This is a genomic window from Arthrobacter sp. UYNi723 (genome assembly GCF_054057635.1).
The window spans coordinates 104,920-123,314 of record NZ_JBSRZM010000002.1 but is presented as its reverse complement, the minus strand read 5'-3'; the positions used below and the strand labels follow the sequence as shown (position 1 = coordinate 123,314).

Sequence of the window (18,395 nt, the reverse complement as noted above, 5' to 3'; positions counted from 1 at the left end):
ACTGGCTTCCATATGAGGAGAAACTATTATGCCTACCCCCGCTAAGGGTCCGCGCCTCGGAGGCGGAGCGGCTCACGAGCGTCTTATGCTCGCGAACCTGTCCGCCGCACTGTTCGAGCACAAGCGGATCACCACCACGGTGACCAAGGCCAAGCGACTGAAGCCCTACGCCGAGCGTCTGGTGACTTTCGCCAAGCGTGGCGACCTGGCTTCCCGCCGCCGTGTACTCGGCCTGATCAGCAACAAGGGCATCGTCCACGAGCTGTTCACCGACATTGCACAGGCAGTGGAGAACCGCAACGGCGGCTACACCCGCATCACCAAGATCGGCAACCGTAAGGGCGACAACGCTCCCATGGCTGTCATCGAACTGGTTCTCGAGCCGGTTTCCGCCAAGCAGGCCGTTGTGGCCGAGGCTACCCAGGCCGCCGCTAAGGCTGCTCCGGTTGCTGAGCCTGTCGAAACCGAGCCTGTCGAAACCGAAGCTGCCGAGACCGAAGCTGCTGAAGCCAAGTACGCCGGCTCCAAGCCTGCTACGGCTGACAACGTTGCCCCTGAGGGCTTCGAGGTCAAGGGCAACGAGGACTCCATGAAGTACCACGTTCCCGGCTCACGCTGGTACGACGCCACGGTTGCTGAAGTCTGGTTCGACTCTGCTGAGTCCGCCGCAGCCGCAGGTTTCGTGCCTGCCGGTGGCGACGCTGCACAGGCCGTCGAAGCTGAGTAATCAGGCTCTGACGCTCCAGTAGACTTATGTCTATGAACGACCAAAAACCCGCTGCCCCCGTTTTGGGGGGCGGCGGGTTTTTGCGTGTCCGGTTTGATTTATCGTACGACGGCGGCCCCTTCAACGGGTGGGCAGTGCAGCCGGGATTGCGGACAGTCCAGGGCATCCTGGAAGAGGCCCTGGCGTTGTTGATCCGCCGGCCGATCCGGGTCACCGTGGCGGGACGTACCGACGCCGGTGTGCACGCCCGCGGCCAGGTGGTCCACCTGGACCTGACCGAGGCAGAGTGGCTGAAACTGCCGCGCGGGCACGAACTGGATCCCGCCGTCGCATTCCTTCGGCGGATTCGTGGCGCCCTCAGCAGGGGGTTGGGGGACCTGAGCGGGGCTATCGAGGTCCACCTGGTGTCCCTGGCGCCCGTGGGTTTCGATGCCAGGTTCTCTGCACTCTGGCGGCGCTACAGCTACCGCATCGCGGACGGACCTGCACTGTGGGATCCGCTCGAACGGTACTTCACGCTCTGGCACCAAAGCCCGCTGGACGTAGACCTGCTGAACGTGGGTGCCATGCAGCTGCTGGGGCTGCAGAACTTCCTGTCCTACTGCAAGCCGCGGGAGGGTGCCACCACCGTCCGTGAGCTGCAGCGCTTCGAGTTCCATCGCAGTGAAGACGGCGTCATTGTGGCCACCGTCCAGGCCGACGCGTTCTGCCACAACATGGTTCGCTCGCTGGTTGGCTCAGCCCTGTTCGTGGGCGAGGGCATCGAGGAGCCGGGCTGGCTGCATGAGCGGCTGCTGGCAAAGAAGCGGGACGCCAAGTCCGTCCTGGCCGCCCCGCACCCGCTGGTCTTGGAAGAAGTGGCCTACCCGTCCGACGACGAGATGCTGGCCCGCGCCGAGCTGACAAGGGCAGTCCGCAAGCATTGAGCTCCGGTGGTTGAGCCTGTCGAAACCGAGTGGCGGTCCGGTGGTAGAGCCTGTCGAAACCGAGCTCGGTGGTTGAGCCTGTCGAAACCCCGCGCCGGTGGTTGAGCCTGTCGAAACCCCACTAGTTTTCCACATAGGCGTTCTCCCACTCTTGAAACCTGAGAATGCCGTGCAGAGTATTCACATGCCATTCGCGTATATGCTTCGCTGCTCTGACGGCTCCTACTACGTGGGCAGCACGGTGAATATGGAGATGCGCTTCGCGCAGCACCAATCGGGTGAAGGGGCCGCCTACACGCGACGCCGAAGGCCGGTGGAGCTCGTTTGGATTGAAGAGTTCAGCCGTGTTGACCAGGCGTTTGCGCGGGAGAAGCAGGTTCAGGGTTGGAGCCGTGCCAAAAGGGAAGCCCTTGTAAGCGGGCGATACAGCGACTTGCCGGGACTATCGGCCGCTCCCGGAAAGCGAACGATTCCGTAGGATTTCGACGGGCTCAACCGCCGGGCTTGGGTTTCGACAGGCTCAACCACCGGGCTCGGTTTCGACAGGCTCAACCACCGGATTCGACGGGCAGGGTCATGGTGAACGTGCTTCCGCCGCCCAGGGCACTGGCGCAGGCGATGGCCCCGCCGTGGCGTTCCAGGATGGTCTTGGTGATGGAGAGGCCCAGCCCGGCGCCCGGAATGGCTGCGTCCCGGGCCGACTCGGCGCGGAAGAACCGGCTGAAAACCTTGGCCGCATCCTCCGGCGCCATGCCCATCCCGGTGTCCTGAACGACAAGCTTGACCCAGTCCTCGGTGTCGGCCGCGCTGATGGTCACTGTGCCGCCGTCGGGCGAGTATTTGATGGCGTTCGACACCAGGTTGTCCAGTGCCTGGCCGATCCGCAGCGGGTCGGCATAGGCCCAGAGCGGTGAGGGCACGTCGGCCACCAGGGCTACGGCTGACCGCTCCGCGTGTGCCTGGGCTGAGCCGATGCTGGTCTCCACCAGGCCGGAAATGTCGGTCCGTTTCGGGTGGACGTTCAGGGCGGCGGACGCTTCGAGCGTCAGGTCCGAGACCAGGGCAAGCAGCCGTTCGGAGTTTCGCTGGACCACCTCCAGCCGCTGGACCGTAACGTCGGGAAGTCCGTCGCTGTCCTCGAGCACCAGGTCGATGTTACCCAGGATGGAATTCAGCGGCGACCGGAATTCGTGGGAGACGTTCGAGACCAGTTCCTCGTTCGCGGCCATGGCTTCAACCAGCCCCGTGACGTCGCTGTAGACGACCACCGCTCCGGTGAGGCGGCCGCCGTCGTCCATTAACGGCCTGGCGGCGGTGGACACCGCGCGCTGCTGCGGGACATCGCCGATCCAGACGAGATAGTCCGCGAAAGATTCACCCTCAATGGCGCGCCGGAGGGGACGCTTGTCCGGCGGGAGGGGAGTCACTTTGTCCCGGGCGAAGACCCGCTGTTCGCTGTGGTCGGCAGGCTCGACGCCGGCGGGTGCGGCGGTCTGCTGCCAACGCCGCATCATGTTGTTGGCCAGCAGCTGGTCACCGTGCGAATCGACGGCAACAATGCCGACGTCGGTGGCGTCCAGGATGGTCATCAGGAGTTCCTCGCGTTCCCGACTCGCGGCGAGCAGTTCCCGCAGTTCCTCGCCCATGGTCTGCAGCTGCCGCTGCTGGATACGCATGTTGACGCTGGCGAAGCGGATCGCGAGTGAAACAGCAAGCATCACCAGCGGGAAAAGCACGAGTGCCGTGATGTCGGCAGCCGTGAGGTTGGGCAATTTCGGGGCTGTTGAGGGAACCATGATCAGGAGCGGTCCCAGAGCGCTCAGTACAAGGCTGGTACGGACCAGCATCCCGGAAGCGGCGAGCCAGATAACCGGAAACACCACCAGGATTGCCAGTCCCGGCAGGAGCGGCGCGGCGCCGTTGCGTAGGAGTCCCACTGCGAGAAGGTCCAGCACTGGAATGATCAGATAGGCACTATGGCGCATGCGCTCCCAGGGCATCAGGAAACATGCCAGAAAGAGGACGGCGTGCAGTCCGAGTCCGGCCAGGTAGAGGGGGCTGGACAGCAGCGATGGCCATGTGAAGGGCGTCATCACGCCGAGGATGGCGACAATCAGCGACAGCGGAAGCTGGCACAGTGCCACCTGGGTGCGAGGGCCGAGCTTCCTGAAATAGAGGGCAACTCCCCGCGGCGAGGGACGTCGAGCCATACGGAGTCTCCAACTTTCCTGACGGTCCCCATTCCGTCCCCAATGATTTGATGCAGCCGAATATCTGAACGCTGAGGTAATCAGCCCTCCGAATCCTAATCTGCTGCGTTGTCATGGTAATTGACTTTCCAAAACTAAACGCCGGAACGCGTGTCATCCGCCGTTCATACTTGTACCGTATAGAGAGTTGGAGTGGATGAGGGGATTAGCGCTGGGCTGATGGGGACCTCTTCCACCTGGCAACAGGGATAGACATGGACGATCTTGGGGTAGCTGTAGTAATTGAAGACGACGCCGATGTGCGGAACCTCCTTGAGGGAGTGCTGCGCCAGGCAGGCTTTGAGGTCCATACTGCCGCCGAGGGGCGGGAGGGCGTAGAAGTGGTACGACATAACAAGGCCCAGGTGGTCACGCTGGACATCGGTCTCCCGGACATTGACGGTTTTGAGGTTCTGCGGCGAATCCGCTCCTTCAGCGATGCCTATGTAGTTATGCTGACGGGCCGAACCGAGGAACCAGACCTACTCTCAGCCCTGAACGCCGGGGCAGATGACTACATCGCCAAACCCTTCAGGCCGCGTGAACTCCGGGCCAGGGTGGCGGCCATGATGCGCAGGCCGCGCCATGAGGTCACCAGTCCACCCCAGGCGGCTTCATGGGCTTCACCTCCGGCCGCGCCGGCAACCTTCACCCACACGGGAGTTCTCCAGCACAACGGGCTCATTCTGAACTACCGGACCCGCACGGTGGTGATTGGCGAGGTCAACCTCGGGCTCACGCGCAGCGAGTTCGACCTCCTGCACACTTTGCTCAGCGGCGAGGGGATGGTGTGTACGCGGTCCGATCTGGTGCGAGCGGTCCGGGGTGACCTTTATGAGCCCGATGCGTATATCAGTGAGGCTGACGAGCGGGCCGTGGAAGTCCACGTCGGGAACCTTCGCCGCAAGCTTCGGGAGGATCCGCTGTCACCGCGCTGGCTTCAGACGGTGCGCGGAGTGGGCTACCGACTCGCACCTACAAGGACCGACCTGCAGGGCTGGCCGGGGGCTGGACACTAGTCATTCTTGAGGATGTAGTTCGCCTGGAGCTCTGAGACTGTACGCACGCCGTGCTCTGCCACGGTGGCCAGCAGTGCCTGGCCTTGGACGAAGTCGCTGCGGCGGATGGCGTCCTCCAGACCTTGGGCCAGAACAGACAACCGGATCCCGCCCACCATGGCGGAGGCGATCCGCAGGCTGACGACAGCGTCCAAGGCTGCGGGGCGGTCCTCCGTGTGGACCGCTGCGGCCAGCCGGCCAAAGCGCTGGTCCCACAAAGACGCGTAGTCGCGGGCGAATCCAAGGGCAAGTTCGGGGCCGTCCAGATCTGCCTCCAGTTCCGCCAGGATGTACGGTTCGACCCAGCGCAGGGGTTCGTCGCCCGCCTGCGGCTGTCCGGAACGCACGTCCGCAACGGACCCCGCGGCGGACGACTCGGCAGGGACACCCCCGCTGCTGGAGGTGAGATGTGGACTATCCATGCTTCAAGGCTACTTCCTGTAGTTATGTGAGAGCCCATGTTCAGTAGATCCTGTGGAAACCTTGAGTCATCCTTGACTTGAGGTATCTGGCGTCATTGCCCGCTGAATGTGACAACCGTGTTGATAACCGCTGGCCCCAGAATGGCAATGAAGAGCACGGGAAAAATAAAGAACAGCAGGGGAAAGAGGATCATCACGGGGAGTTTCATGGCCTTTTCCTCGGCACGTTGGCGGCGTTTTACGCGCATCACCTTGGCCTGGATCCGCAGGACCCGGCTGATGGCGATGCCATAGGTGTCGGCCTGGACCACAGCCTGGACGAAGCTCCGAAGTTCCGGGATGCTGGTCCTCTCGGCCAGTGCCTGATATGACTCACGCCGGCTGCGGCCCACCTGCATGTCCTGCAGCGTGCGGACCAGTTCGTCGGCCAAGGGCCCCTTGCCGTTTTCGCCGGCGCGGGACATGGCCCCTTCGAAGCCAAGGCCGGCTTCCACCGAGATCAGCATCTGGTCCAGGGTGTTGGCCAGTTCCAGCTGCATGGCCTTCTGGCGCTCCATGCCTTTGCTGTAGAGCATCAGGTCCGGGATGAAATAGCCGAGGAACAGGAGGAAGATGCCCGCGAGTTTCATCATGGGCGTGCTTCCGACGGCGGCCAGGTAGATCCCGAGGGACGCACCCGCGAGGCCTATGGCGAGCTTGGCACCAAGGACCTTTTCCAAAGGCATGGCCGGAGGCCTGCCTGCGAGCGATAGCAAGCGGTCGAGTTTGCGGACGTAGGCGGGTGGCGTCAGGTGGTAGCCGACCCCGGCCAGCAGGCTGGTGGATTTCGTTTCGGGCACTTCGGCAGAACGCCGGCCCCGGTTCAGGATGGCCACCGTGGCAGTCCGGCCCTTCCGGTCCACGGTAAGGACAGCCCATGCCAGGTAGCCGATGGGCAGGGAGACCAGCAGGAGCGAGGAAATGACGAGAGGGCTCATGGTCGCCTCAGAACTTCAGATCGATGATTTTGCGCATCCACAGGCTGCCAAGCGTCATCATGACGGCCGAAGCGCCCATCATGACCCACCCCAGCGGGTTTGTGAACATCGGGTTCATGTAGCCGGGGTTCACCATCATCAGCATCACGACAATTCCGAAGGGCATGGCGATGAGGATGTAGGCGGAAAATTTACCCTCCGCGGCAAGGGACTTGATGTGCCCCTTGATCTCGCTGCGCTCGCGGATGGTTTCGTTCACCTGGTCCAGGACTTCAGCCAGGTTTCCGCCCACTTCGCGGTTGATCTGGATGGCCTGGGCGATCCAGACGAAGTCCTCGTTGTGCATGCGTTCGGATGTGTCAGTCAAGGAAGCAAGCAGGTCCCGGCCCAGGCTGGTCTCCGTGATGACGCGGCGCATCTCTTCTGAGGTGGGGCTCTGCGACTCGGCGGCGGCCGCGTCGATGGCCCGCAGAATGCTGTGGCCGGCCCGCAACCCGCCGGACAGCAGCTGCAGCGTGTCACCTAGTTGCTGGTCGAACTTGGCACGGCGTTTGCCCGCGAGGAATCCCAGCAGCAGATGGCCGGCGAAGGGCGCCAGGAAGACCAGCAGGAAGGAAACGAACGGTGCCCCGATCACGAGCCCCACCAGGGCCCCCATGATGGCGCCGGCAATGACCAGCACTATGAACTCAGCCTGGCTGAGGCGGACCCCGGCGTTCTCCAGTGCGTCGCGGTTATAGAGTCGGACATTCCGGGTTACCAGGAACCGGTCGAGGCTTCCCACGGTTGCGCTGGCCAGCCGAGTAAGGCCCGACGGCGGGTCCGCCTCATACGGGCGGCGCCGGTCCAGCGCAATGTCAGGGGTTCGTGGCAGCACCAGCGCCACGCCCACCAGAATAGGGGCAATGAAAAGGAGCGCGGCTCCCAGAATGATGAGCATCGCCTAACCCCTACCGTCGGCGGATGTGGCCGTAGCCGCGGGAGTGGCGAAGACCGCAGGCGAAACGTGGATCCCCAGGTCCTCGAAACGGTCGATGAACCGCGGCCGGATTCCGGTGGCCACGGGCTTGCCAAGGAAGCGCCCGTGGGCGTCCACCCCGGCGGAGTAGTCGAAGACAAAGGCATCTTGAAGCGTCACAATGTCGCCTTCCATGCCCTGGACCTCGGTCACATGGGTGATCCGGCGGGACCCGTCGCGAAGGCGGGAGATCTGGACGATCAGGTTCACAGCCGAGGCGATTTGTTCACGGATGGCCCGCAGCGGCAGGTCCATGCCAGCCATCAGAACCAGCGTTTCCAAACGGGCAACGGCGTCTCGCGGCGAGTTGGAGTGCACCGTGGAGAGGGACCCGTCATGGCCGGTGTTCATGGCCTGGAGCATGTCCAGCGATTCGCCGCCACGGACCTCGCCCACCACAATGCGGTCAGGGCGCATACGCAGCGAGTTCCGGAGGAGTTCGCGGATGGTCACCTCGCCTTTGCCCTCGGTGTTGGGCGGGCGGCTTTCGAGCCGGACCACGTGGTCCTGCTGGATCTGGAGTTCCACGGCATCCTCGATGGTCACGATGCGTTCGTTTGCCGGCAGGAAGGAGGACAGGACGTTCAGCAGCGTGGTTTTGCCGGTGCCCGTTCCGCCGGACACGATGATGTTGAGCTTGGCTTTGACGCAGGCGTTGAGCAGTTCAGCCATTTCCGGCGTCAGGGTGCCGAAATCGATGAGGTTCCGGACGGTGAGCGGGACCTTGCTGAACTTACGGATGGTCAGCGATGATCCGCCCACGGCCAGCGGAGGGATCACGGCGTTAACGCGGGAACCGTCTTCAAGCCGGGCGTCCACCAGCGGCGAGGACTCATCGATGCGGCGTCCCACCTTGGACACGATGCGTTCAATGACCTTGCGCAGGTGCTCCTCGGAGCTGAACCGCGAATCCGCGAGGGTGAGGTGCCCTTTGCGCTCCACGTAGATCTGGTCCATGCGGTTGACCATGATTTCGGTGACCGCGGGGTCATCCAGCAGCCGCTGCAACGGACCGTAGCCCAGAACGTCATCGGCAACGTCCTGGACCAGGCGGCTGCGCTCATCGGCAGACAGCGGCACCTGCTCGGCATCAATGAAGCGGGTCAGTTCTTCCCGCGCCGAGGTTTTCAGTTCGTGTTCGGTTATGCCGGAGTCGTTGAACCGGGCACCCAGACGCTCGAACAGTGCGGTGGCGGCCCTTTGTTTTAAGGTGGCGAAGACATCCACCGGCTGCTGGAGCTTGGGTTTTATGGCTTCCGGGGGATCAGGGAGGACGACGGCGGCAGGTGCCGCCGTCGTCGTCCGTTGTTCGCGGGTCTGGTCAAACCAATGCATCCGCTGGGCAGGGATTTCCGGACGGGGCAGTTCGAGCATGGGGGTGGATGCACGCGCTGGGGCCGGTGGGGGGGGAGCCGCGGATTTCGACTGAGCCGCGCTGATGCGCTCTGAAAGTTTCATCTAGACCACTACCCTTCGGTGCAGTTTGCGCTGGGACTTGGCCCGCCACGCAGGGTTGAAGCGTTCAACGAGCTGATTGAGCCCCTTGGTCGCGGGGTCTTTGACCGGTTCCTGAAGGACAGGGATTCCGCGGTTGGTGGACAGGGCCACGGCGCGGGACCGCGGGATGCTCACATCAACCGGCGCGCCCATAGTCGATTCCAGGTCCTGGACGGTGAGGCCGTTCTTGGCATCAGCCATGTTCAGCACCACGTGCCGGGTCTCGGGAAGGATGTCCAGCTGGCGCAGGATATCCAGCCCGGAGCGCAGGCCACGCACGCTGGGGATGTCCATGCCGCTGACCCAGACCACATCGGTGCACTTTTCCATGGCCGCGAGCCCGATCTCCGGCAGCCCCGGTGCGGTGTCCACGACAACGTATTGGAACTGCTCGGACAGCTGTTCCAAGAGACGGCTGACCTGTTCAGGGGTGATCTCGTCGGCGTCAATGGGGGTGACTGGGGCACAGAGGGCGTAGATGCTGCCCGGGTGGACGGTAAGAAAGGCCTTGAGTACCAGGGAGTCCTGGCTGGCGGCGGGGGAGACCGCGTCCGTGACAGTGTGCTCGGGGTCAAGGTATAGCCCCGACGCGACGTCCCCGAACTGGAGGTCCAGGTCCACGATGACCACACTCATGGGTGCCACTTTGCCCAGTCCGATGGCGATGTTGGTGGCAATGGTGGTTTTGCCCACGCCGCCCTTGGGGGAGAAGACGCCGATGACCAGGCCCTTATTGGTTTCCGTTGCTTGCTGGGGCACTTGGGTGCGGTGTCGGCTGGCGAAGGACTGGCTGGCGCGCTCCAGGAGTACACGGATCTGTGCCGCATCGGAGTCCGGCGGGACGATGTCCCGGATGCCTGCACGCATGGCATGCAGGAGGAAGCTGGGATCAGGACCGGGTTCGGCGGCCAGAATGACACCGAGTTCGGGGAAGCTGACGTTCAGCACCGTGGCGAGCCGGAGGGCGTCATCGACCGGCACCTCCGGTCCCAGGACCAGGACCTCGGGCTGCTCCTGGTTCATGTGCGCAAACAGTTCGTTCGGATCCTGGGGCAGCCGGTCGGTAAAGAAGGTCTGCACGCCGCCCTGGAGTCCGCCGGCAACGGCCTGGCGGAGGCGGGCGTCGAAGTCGAGGTCAGGGGTGATGAGGACGAAGCGGCTCATTTGTAGAGGTCCGGCCGGGTGATGGTGCGCGGTCCGCTGTCCTGGGCGTCCAAGGGTTCCCTGCTGAGCCAGATGGAAGCGTACTCTGCGGCGAAGACGATCTTGCCTGCATTGATGTCATTCACTGCAACGGTGACCATCAGGGATCCGGTGGGGAGGTTCACGTCACGGGGGTCCGGCGCAGGCGCGTCGGTTGCTGACGGCGTTGGCTTTGCGGCAGCGCCTTCCGGCGCTCGCTGGACCGCGGTCACAATTGCCTTGTGGATGGATAGCTGGACGGTTTCCTTGTCGGATTTCGCTTCGATACCGCCACTGGGCATCGAGATGAAGATGCCAACATGGTCGCCGGGCGTCACACGGCCGCCGACGACGCGCTGCGGCTCCAGCTGGAAGGAGACTTCCTGCAGGCCTGCCGGCACCGGCACAGAGCCGGAAGACTTCAGTTCCTCCGGGGAGACAAGGCGTTCGGCCAGCAGCTGCTCGCCGGGGACAAGATCCGCGGAGGTGACCTTGCCGCCCGAGCCGTCCAGGGTGTTCAGGGCGGTTTTTGCGACGGCGGTGCCCGGCAGTTGCTGGAGGGTGACTGCCGCCTTTAGCGTATCTGCCGAAGAGCCAGCCGGCACGGCTTTGGTGACCACCAGGACGCCTACAGGATCAAGGTTCCGAACGGCCCGCTGGTCCGCGCCCTGGGCGTAGGTGACAACGATCACCGCCCCGACGATGGCCAGCAGGACCGCTACCACTCCTGCCAACAAACGTGATTTCACTGACTGCTCCTGGTTTTTTGAAAAATCATGGTGCTATAAGGTCTAACTGCTAAGCGCGACAACGGTCGCGCCGTCGGGGTTCACTGGCCCCAAGGTGTAGCCGTTTGCCAGGGAAACGTATTTGACGAATGTGCCGATGATTCCGCGGCATGGCTCTTTGCATTCAAGGGCAGCCGGGACATCAGGCGATCTGTTGCGAAAGGTGTAGGGAAGTCCGGTGGGGCCGACCTTCCAGCCGGCCACCTTGAACGCAGCGAAGGTGGTAAGTCCGAAGACTGCATTTGTTCCTGTGCCGGTCACTTTATTGAAAATGGGCAGCAAGACAATGACGTCCTTGCCTGCATTCATGTCCGCCGCCCAAGAGTTCAGTGTGGTCTCACAGTTGGGCGGGGGGTTGTTGCCCGTGTCGCCGTTGGCCATGCTCTTCGCGATGTCAATAAAGGCTCCGCAGGAATTGGGGTCCTGCGTGAGACCACCGAACCCGCCTTCGACTGCGGCGCCGGACGGTCCGTAGAAGCAGCTTGGATTGGCCCCGGTCCCGTGCAGGCGCAGAAGCTGCATCACGCCAGTCTGGCCGCGGACCTGGCAGATGGAAACGGTGATGGGAAATGCGGTGGTGCCCTTCACCGGACTGCCCCATTTGACCGTTGCCGGGGCGTTGACCTCGGTGGTGTTGAGGCCGAAGACGCGGGCGAAGAACAGGGACACTTGGTTGGGTGTATGCCCTGCCTCCTGGGAGCCGACTGTGACGGTCACGGTGCCACCCGTCTTGTCCAGCACAATTGACTTGATGTTGCTGAGGCCGTCGTTGGCATTGCTGTTGGCATAGGCAGCAGCCATGGACGAAGGGGTGGAGCAATCCGGATCTGTGGCGCTCTTGGCACACTTTTGTGCGATGGCAAGTGCTGCGGCGTCGGCTCCGTTCCGCAACTGCGTGCGTTCCGAGTAGAGCATGCTCACGTCCACAGCCATTGCTCCGAAGCCCAGAAACGCGACCAGCATCAGGGCGACGATTACACTAACGGCGCCGCGCTCGCCGTCGTGCTTTCTGCGTGTCAGCCGCCGCACAACATGGCCCCTTTGCCCGTCATGGCGAACGGGCCTGCAATGCCTGTCATGGTGGACAGGGTGTAGGTGATAGTGATGGTCATCTGGGCGTTGGGGGTGCATGTCGCGCTGCCGAAACTGATGTTGGCGTCGGTCAACGCAGGGTTCAGGGACACCGCCGCGTTCTTGGCCGCAGTGCGGGCTGCCGTTACGTTGCTGGAGATGGCCATGACCCGGACCCCTTCACGAGCGGCGGCCGAGAGCGAGGCCTGCGCATTGTACGCACGGCTGAATTCCATGATGCCCAGAAGGAGCATGACGAGGAGGGGCGCCACGATCGCAAACTCGACCGCGACGGCTCCACGCTCGGATGCCCTGGACATGATGGCGCCTTTCGGTATGGCCAATCTGCTGTGGAAAGCGGAGTGGCGGCGGCTTGAATGCCGCCGCCACTCGCGTTGTGCCGGTGCGCTGGGCAGGTCTAGAGGTGCGCAGGTACCTTACTTAGCGCAGGCACCTGCTGCGCCCGCGACTCCGGGAACCCAGTTCCCCTTGCCCGAAACGTTGCACTGGATGTTGCTGAACGTGTCGCTAAGGGTCGTCCCGAGGAGGGTGACGGCGACGATGATGACGACGGCGATGAGCGCGACCATGATGCCGTATTCGACGGCGGTGGCGCCCTTTTCTTCACTGCGAAGGCGGATCATGAGGTTGGTGTGGAGAGAAAGCATGGGGACTCCTGAGCGAGTTTTGGGTGGCTGGTCCTGCACCAGCTCAACCACGAAACTAGCAACTCTTGATGCAATGTTGATGAGAACTTGCAACATCCTGTGCCAAGACTTCCCTGGCTGCGCGCTTCCTGCGCTTTGCCTTCGGAAATCCTGCGTTGGCGCTGCGAAATGATGATTGCCCAGGCACACAAAACGGACCCCCTCGGTTCTGGGTTCCGAGGGGGTCCGGCATTTGGGCGCCGAATGGCGCGGTGGGACGGTTAGGGGAGTCCGAGTGCCGTCTTGAGCGTGGTGGTCAGGCCGAGGTAGTGGAGGTTCAAGGCTTGGCCGAACGCGGTTACTCCCAGAACAATGGCTAGCGCCAAGAACGAAAGCAGGATTCCATACTCGGTTGCGTGGCGCCGCGTTGGTCGTGAACCATTGTTTCGACGGTTTCGGCCAAATGCGTCACAAGCTTTTGGAATCGATTGAACATCGTTCCCCCTAAGAAAATACGGCCATGATCTGAAGCACTGCCGGCCCCAGCAGTACGATGAAGAGCGTCGGTAAGATGAAGAAGATGAGGGGGAAAAGCATCTTTACGGGCATCTTCATTGCATGCTCTTCCGCCCGCTGCCGCCGCTTGATTCTCATGTCCTTGGCTTGAATCTTCAGCACACCTGCAATCGCAATGCCGTAAGTGTCAGCCTGAACAACTGCCCGGATGAAGCTGCGCACGTCAGGAACATCGACGCGCTCGGCGAGCGATAAGTAGGCTTCCTTCCGGGACCGGCCCACCTGGATGTCCTGCAGTGTCCTAATGAGTTCGTCTGCAAGTGGACCCCGCCCGTTCTCACCAGCCCGACCCATGGCGGTCTCGAAGCCCAATCCCGCCTGAACCGAGATCAGCATCTGGTCCAGCGCGTTAGGAAGTTCGAGCCGGATCTCCTCGCGACGCTTCTGGGCCCGGTTTCGTAACAGGATGTCAGGCACGAAGTACGCCAACGCCACGATCACGACGCCTATTGCGACTCGTCCAGCGGACGGAGCGCCAAGGAAGACGAGGAGCCCCAGAATTGCTCCGCCGAAAGCCAGCATCGGCTTCACCATGATGATGCGTGCCAGCGGCCATTGCTTGGGCCTGCCCGCTCCCGCCAACTGCTTGTCCAGCCATGCTTCGTAGCTGCGGGGTGTGAGCCGCTTGGAGAGGGCGGCGATTTGCTCATTGACATTCAACGACTGGGCAACTTGGCTGGGCCGGCGTCCAAGATTGGTTTGGATGTTACGAATTCCGGCGAGATCGCCCGTGAACGCCAGCCAGATCATGCCCGAAATCGGAAGAATGATGGCCAGGATTGCTGCTAATGCGATGGGTTGCATTTCGTCCGCCTCCTAGTACTTCGGCTTAATGATTCGGCTGAGCCAAAACCCGCCGGTGGACAGCAGGACAATGGCCGCACCCACCATAAGGAATCCAACAACCGTGGTGGTGAAAACCTTGGAGTAAGTGGGATTGAAGATCAGCAGACCGAAGAACATCAGGATCGGCAGTGCCATCAGGACGACGGCCGAAACCCTGCCTTCCGCACTCAAGGCCCGTACCTGGCCCCGAACCTGGTTTCGATCCCTGATTGTTTCGCCGACGTGGTCAAGGACTTCAGCGAGATCGCCGCCCACCTCTCGGTGGATCTCAATGGCTTGGGCAATCCAGTAGAAGTCTTCGCTGGCCGTTCTCCGGGAAACGTCAGCCAAGGACTCGCCCAGGTCGCGTCCAATCCGCGTCTCGTTGATGACGCGACTGAGCTCTTCGGCCATCGGCCCGTCGTTTTCCTGAGCAGCCGCATCGATGGCCCTCAAGAGGCTGTGCCCTGCGCGAAGACCACCGGCGAACATCTGGAGTGTGTCCGGCACCTGCGTGTCAAACTTCCGCCGGCGCCGCGAGATGAGCATGTTCAGGAGTACCAGGAGCAGAAACGGGGAGAGCAAAACGGAGAGGATGCTGATCCCGAGTCCCGCGAGGAGGAACCCGAGCACTCCCGCCACCAGGGTTATTGCTCCCGCCATCAGAAGATAGTCGCCCGGCTCTTTGTGGAGGCCTGCCTGCTCCAGCTTCTCGCGGTTGAATAAGCCGCTGGGCCGCTTCTTCAGGCTGCGGTTCAGAATCCCCGCGGCATGGTCCGTCAGCTTCGTCAGGCTTGAGGAATATTGAACAGCATCAGGACGCCTTCGCGAAAGGGCGACTCCCGCCCGACCCCTTACGACCACTCCGAAGATGAGCCCGAGGGACACGTAGACCAGGAATAGCCCACCGATGAAGATGCCCACTGGCAACTCGGCTCCCATGGCTATCGGCCCCTGACGGGCTGAGCACCAAAGACTTGGGGCGAGATGTGGATACCGAGCTCAACGAACCTGTCGGTAAACCGCGGCCGCACACCCGTCGGAATAGGCTTGCCCAGGAATCGGCCGCTTGCATCAACACCGGCAGAATAGTCGAAGACGAATGCATCCTGAAGCGTGACGATGTCGCCCTCCATTCCCTGGACCTCCGTAATGTGCGTAACCCTTCGGGTTCCGTCTCGGAGCCTGGATATATGGACGATGAGGTTGACGGCGGATGCCACCTGCTCCCTCACTGCCCTGAGTGGTAGATCCATGCCGGCCATCAGGACAAGGGTCTCAAGACGGGCGATAGCGTCCCGCGGTGAGTTTGCGTGGACTGTCGACAAGGATCCGTCGTGTCCTGTGTTCATGGCTTGCAACATGTCTAGACATTCGCCGCCGCGGACCTCACCGACGACAATACGGTCGGGTCGCATACGGAGAGAGTTTCGCACGAGGTCGCGGATGGCAACCTCACCCTTGCCTTCGATGTTGGCCGGCCGGCTTTCCAACCTGACCACGTGATCCTGCTGCAGTTGCAGTTCAACCGCATCCTCGATGGTGACGATGCGGTCGGAAGACGGAATGAACGACGAAAGGGCATTCAGCAGTGTGGTCTTGCCTGTGCCGGTACCCCCCGAGACGATGATGTTCATGCGGGCCAGGACACATGCCTGAAGCAGTTCAGCCATCTCCGGCGAAAGGCTGCCGTAACCGATCAGCTTCTGGACAGTCAGGGCGCTTCCTCCAAACTTTCGGATGGTTAGTGCGGGCCCATTGACAGCCAGCGGCGGAATGATTGCATTCACTCGGGAACCGTCTGCAAGACGCGCGTCCACGAGGGGCGACGATTCGTCGATGCGGCGGCCGACCTTTGACACAATCCTTTCGATGACGCGCCGGAGGGCATCATCGGAAGCGAACTTCGTGTCTGTCAGGGTCAGTTTGCCATCGCGCTCCACGTAAACTTGGTCGTATCGGTTGACCATGACCTCAGTCACGGTCGGATCGTCCAGGAATCGCTGGATTGGCCCGTGACCAAGGACGTCATCGATGATCTCGCGGATCAGCCGCTGGCGCTCAGTCCCTGTCAGCGGCACTTGTTCCTCATCGACGACAATCTTGAGTTCGTCTTTGACGTACTGATGCAGCTCGGCTTCTTCGAGCGAGGAGTCGGTGATGCGTGCGCCCAACCGTTCGTAGAGTGCCTGGCTGGCACGCTCCTTGAGGGCTCCAAGGGCGCCGCTTGCGACGGCCGCCGTCTGTGTGAGCTCCACAACGTCCGCGGCGTAGGCCGTTTCTGCTGTCTTGGCCTCGTGAATTCGGCCCAAGGTTGCCGGCTCTGCCGGTCCAGCCTGTGCCGCAAACGGGTTCGCCGGTACGGCTTCGACCAGCGCCGTCGGTGACTCCGTACCGCGCACTTTTTCTAGTCTGCGTGAGAGGTTCACTGGACTACCGCCCTTCTGTGCAGTTTCTTATGAGGTCTGGCTTCCCAATTCGGCTTGAACCGGTCGACCAGCTGGCGCAGTCCTTTGGTGGCGGGGTCCCGGCTACCGTCTTGAAGCAGGGGGACGCCTTTGTTGGTGGAGAACGGAACTGTCCTGGACCGAGGCAAGACAACGTCGACCGGTGCGCCGATGGTGGCTTCCACGTCTTGCAGCGTCAGGCCGGTCCTCCGGTCGGCCATATTCAGGACCACGTGGCGCCTGTCGGGCAGGAGATTCAGTTCCGCGAGGATCTGGCTGCCTGTCCGCAGGCCCCTGATGCTGGGAATATCCATACCGCAGATCCAGACGGCATCCGAAGCGAGATCTAGAGTAGCCAGGACATGTTCACCTAGTCCCGGGGCCGTATCAACCACCACGTATTGGAACTCCTTCTGCAACTGCTTGAGAAGGTGGGTGACGTTGTCGCCGCTGATGCGGTCCATTTCCACAGGGTTCCGTGGCGCGCACAAGGCGTAAATTCCTGCCGGATGCACGCTGAGGTACGTCTTGAGGACCATGGAATCCTGGCTGGCGGCGCCCACTACGGCATCAGTGATGGTGTGCTCGGGGTCCAGCATTAGCCCGCTGGCAACATCGCCGAACTGCAGGTCAAGATCCACGATTACAACCCCCATCGGAGCCAGTTGGCCCAGACCAACAGCAAGGTTGGTCGCCACAGTGGTCTTGCCCACTCCGCCCTTCGGGGAGATGACGGCGATGATGCGTCCGCCTTCAGCATGCTCATGGTGTTCGGAGCTACTCGGTGCGAGGCCTCGACGACGACCCGCCGCCGCCAGGCTGGCCCGTTCCACGATGATCCTGATGTGGTCCGCTTCAGCCGCAGGGTCGAGAAGATCCCTCACACCGGCCCGCATCGCCTGGATGGCGACCTCTGAGGACTCCCCGGCCACCAGGATCATGCTGATCTCTGGATACTGCAAATCCATGACCGACGCGAACTTCAGCGCGTCGTCTTCTGGAAGTCCCGGGCCGAGGATGAAGACCTCGGGCGGTTCACCGAGGAGCTGTTTGAGTACTTCCGCCGGGCCTTCCGGAAGGTAGTCGGCCTGGAAATACTGCAGGGACCCAGGCATGCCGGCGGTGGCCATCCGAACGCGGCGTTCGAAATCTGTGTTGGGCGTAATGAGAACGAAGCGGCTCATCGGAATACCTTGGTCTTATCAACCACACCGGTGTTTCCTTCGGTGGCTTCGGCCGGCTCCTTGGACAAGTAGATCTTGCCGTATTCGACCGCGTAGACGAGGCGTTCTGCTTCGACTGAGTTGCGTGCCACTGTGATCAGGTACGTGCCGTCACTTTGATTGCTGTTTCCCGAACTCAGCGCGCCGTCAGATTCGCCTTTCTGGGCGGCATCAGGCTGGGCAGCGCTGCCGTTACTGAACTGCGAAGCGGTAACCAGTACCTTGTGGAAGGTAAGTTGGGTGCCGGAGGACTGAGTTGCAGTTTCTCCTGCGCCGTTGGTCGATGTCTCCTGAAGCGAAATGAAGATGCCGACAGTGTCCCCTGCTGTGATCTTTCCACCCACTACCCTTTCGATGGGCAGCTTGATGGTGACTTCCTGCATGCCGTCCGGCACCGCAACCCTTGACGGCCCTAGGAACGAGTCGGGGTCAACCATACGGCTTGTCAGCAGTTGTTCGCCCGGAACCAGAGAGACTGCGGTGACTTTGCTGCCGAGCTCCGAAAGTTGCGTAACAGTCCCCTCGGTGAGGCTGGACTTCTGAATGGGCTTCAGGGCGACGGATCCGCCGATTTCGCTCGCGGGAGTCCCTGCCGGAATGGCTTTCTGAACAACGAGAACATCGGACGTTTCCGTTCCTGCCATAGCCCGTTGATCTGCGCTTTGAACATATGTGATGAGAAGGACTGTGCCGATGATTGCAACGAGTAGCGCGGCGATGCCTCCCAGTAGGCGTGTTTTCAATTTCTCCCCTTAGTTGGTG

19 protein-coding genes are annotated in these 18,395 nt (G+C 62.2%); 4 read left to right on the top strand and 15 right to left on the bottom strand.

What is annotated here, in order from left to right; translation table 11 throughout:
- Nucleotides 1-28 precede the first annotated feature (28 nt).
- The 3 genes from rplQ (at nucleotide 29) to ACVWY0_RS02405 (ending at nucleotide 2,131) form a co-directional block, all read left to right on the top strand.
- Nucleotides 29-727 carry a 50S ribosomal protein L17, sunset domain variant gene (gene rplQ / locus ACVWY0_RS02415; RefSeq protein ID WP_485835284.1) on the top strand — a complete coding sequence of 233 codons (699 nt, stop codon included), beginning with the start codon at nucleotides 29-31 and terminating at the stop codon, nucleotides 725-727.
- 32 nt (nucleotides 728-759) lie between these two features.
- A complete protein-coding gene (locus ACVWY0_RS02410; RefSeq protein WP_354153323.1) occupies nucleotides 760-1,653 on the top strand; it encodes a tRNA pseudouridine synthase A in 894 nt (297 codons plus the stop codon).
- A 184-nt stretch (nucleotides 1,654-1,837) separates the two neighbouring features.
- The gene (locus tag ACVWY0_RS02405) at nucleotides 1,838-2,131 is read left to right on the top strand and encodes a GIY-YIG nuclease family protein (protein ID WP_485835389.1); all 294 of its coding nucleotides are present in this window, start codon (nucleotides 1,838-1,840) and stop codon (nucleotides 2,129-2,131) included.
- A 70-nt stretch (nucleotides 2,132-2,201) separates the two neighbouring features.
- Here the strand turns inward: ACVWY0_RS02405 and ACVWY0_RS02400 are convergent, their stop codons facing one another.
- Nucleotides 2,202-3,863 carry a sensor histidine kinase gene (locus ACVWY0_RS02400; protein ID WP_485835283.1) on the bottom strand — a complete coding sequence of 554 codons (1,662 nt, stop codon included), beginning with the start codon at nucleotides 3,861-3,863 and terminating at the stop codon, nucleotides 2,202-2,204.
- A 254-nt stretch (nucleotides 3,864-4,117) separates the two neighbouring features.
- Between ACVWY0_RS02400 and ACVWY0_RS02395 the strand changes: the two genes are divergently transcribed.
- Entirely contained in the window at nucleotides 4,118-4,921 is an 804-nt protein-coding gene (locus tag ACVWY0_RS02395; protein WP_485835282.1) for a response regulator transcription factor, read from the top strand.
- Here ACVWY0_RS02395 and ACVWY0_RS02390 read toward each other — a convergent pair.
- The 14 genes from ACVWY0_RS02390 to cpaB (ACVWY0_RS02325) form a co-directional block, all read right to left on the bottom strand.
- Complete coding sequence (locus ACVWY0_RS02390; RefSeq protein WP_485835281.1) at nucleotides 4,918-5,382, bottom strand: Hpt domain-containing protein; 465 nt, start codon at nucleotides 5,380-5,382, stop codon at nucleotides 4,918-4,920. The two genes, ACVWY0_RS02395 and ACVWY0_RS02390, sit on opposite strands and share 4 nt — an antisense overlap.
- 92 nt (nucleotides 5,383-5,474) lie before the next feature.
- Complete coding sequence (locus tag ACVWY0_RS02385; RefSeq protein WP_485835280.1) at nucleotides 5,475-6,359, bottom strand: type II secretion system F family protein; 885 nt, start codon at nucleotides 6,357-6,359, stop codon at nucleotides 5,475-5,477.
- A 7-nt stretch (nucleotides 6,360-6,366) separates the two neighbouring features.
- Nucleotides 6,367-7,299, bottom strand: a complete 933-nt coding sequence (locus ACVWY0_RS02380) for a type II secretion system F family protein (protein ID WP_485835279.1) — start codon at nucleotides 7,297-7,299, stop codon at nucleotides 6,367-6,369.
- A gap of 3 nt (nucleotides 7,300-7,302) precedes the next feature.
- Nucleotides 7,303-8,712 (bottom strand): TadA family conjugal transfer-associated ATPase, encoded by a 1,410-nt coding sequence (locus ACVWY0_RS02375; RefSeq protein ID WP_485835388.1) that lies wholly within the window; start codon nucleotides 8,710-8,712, stop codon nucleotides 7,303-7,305.
- Nucleotides 8,713-8,835: 123 nt separating this feature from the next.
- On the bottom strand, nucleotides 8,836-10,038 hold the full coding sequence (locus ACVWY0_RS02370) for a CpaE/TadZ family protein (protein ID WP_485835278.1): 1,203 nt from the start codon (nucleotides 10,036-10,038) through the stop codon (nucleotides 8,836-8,838).
- Complete coding sequence (gene cpaB, locus ACVWY0_RS02365; RefSeq protein ID WP_485835277.1) at nucleotides 10,035-10,805, bottom strand: Flp pilus assembly protein CpaB; 771 nt, start codon at nucleotides 10,803-10,805, stop codon at nucleotides 10,035-10,037. The genes ACVWY0_RS02370 and cpaB (ACVWY0_RS02365) overlap by 4 nt, the downstream gene beginning before the upstream one ends.
- A gap of 42 nt (nucleotides 10,806-10,847) precedes the next feature.
- Nucleotides 10,848-11,873 carry a pilus assembly protein TadG-related protein gene (locus ACVWY0_RS02360; RefSeq protein WP_485835276.1) on the bottom strand — a complete coding sequence of 342 codons (1,026 nt, stop codon included), beginning with the start codon at nucleotides 11,871-11,873 and terminating at the stop codon, nucleotides 10,848-10,850.
- Complete coding sequence (locus ACVWY0_RS02355) at nucleotides 11,861-12,235, bottom strand: TadE/TadG family type IV pilus assembly protein (RefSeq protein ID WP_354157915.1); 375 nt, start codon at nucleotides 12,233-12,235, stop codon at nucleotides 11,861-11,863. The genes ACVWY0_RS02360 and ACVWY0_RS02355 overlap by 13 nt, the downstream gene beginning before the upstream one ends.
- A gap of 117 nt (nucleotides 12,236-12,352) precedes the next feature.
- Nucleotides 12,353-12,583 carry a Flp family type IVb pilin gene (locus ACVWY0_RS02350; protein ID WP_485835275.1) on the bottom strand — a complete coding sequence of 77 codons (231 nt, stop codon included), beginning with the start codon at nucleotides 12,581-12,583 and terminating at the stop codon, nucleotides 12,353-12,355.
- Nucleotides 12,584-13,066: 483 nt separating this feature from the next.
- Nucleotides 13,067-13,942, bottom strand: a complete 876-nt coding sequence (locus ACVWY0_RS02345) for a type II secretion system F family protein (protein WP_485835274.1) — start codon at nucleotides 13,940-13,942, stop codon at nucleotides 13,067-13,069.
- A gap of 12 nt (nucleotides 13,943-13,954) precedes the next feature.
- A complete protein-coding gene (locus ACVWY0_RS02340) occupies nucleotides 13,955-14,905 on the bottom strand; it encodes a type II secretion system F family protein (RefSeq protein ID WP_485835273.1) in 951 nt (316 codons plus the stop codon).
- 2 nt (nucleotides 14,906-14,907) lie between these two features.
- Nucleotides 14,908-16,392, bottom strand: coding sequence for a TadA family conjugal transfer-associated ATPase (locus tag ACVWY0_RS02335; RefSeq protein WP_463915358.1), 1,485 nt, complete (start codon nucleotides 16,390-16,392; stop codon nucleotides 14,908-14,910).
- Entirely contained in the window at nucleotides 16,389-17,594 is a 1,206-nt protein-coding gene (locus ACVWY0_RS02330; protein WP_485835272.1) for a CpaE/TadZ family protein, read from the bottom strand. Before ACVWY0_RS02330 ends, ACVWY0_RS02335 begins: the two co-directional genes overlap by 4 nt.
- The gene (gene cpaB, locus ACVWY0_RS02325) at nucleotides 17,591-18,376 is read right to left on the bottom strand and encodes a Flp pilus assembly protein CpaB (protein WP_485835271.1); all 786 of its coding nucleotides are present in this window, start codon (nucleotides 18,374-18,376) and stop codon (nucleotides 17,591-17,593) included. Before cpaB (ACVWY0_RS02325) ends, ACVWY0_RS02330 begins: the two co-directional genes overlap by 4 nt.
- Nucleotides 18,377-18,395 lie beyond the last annotated feature (19 nt).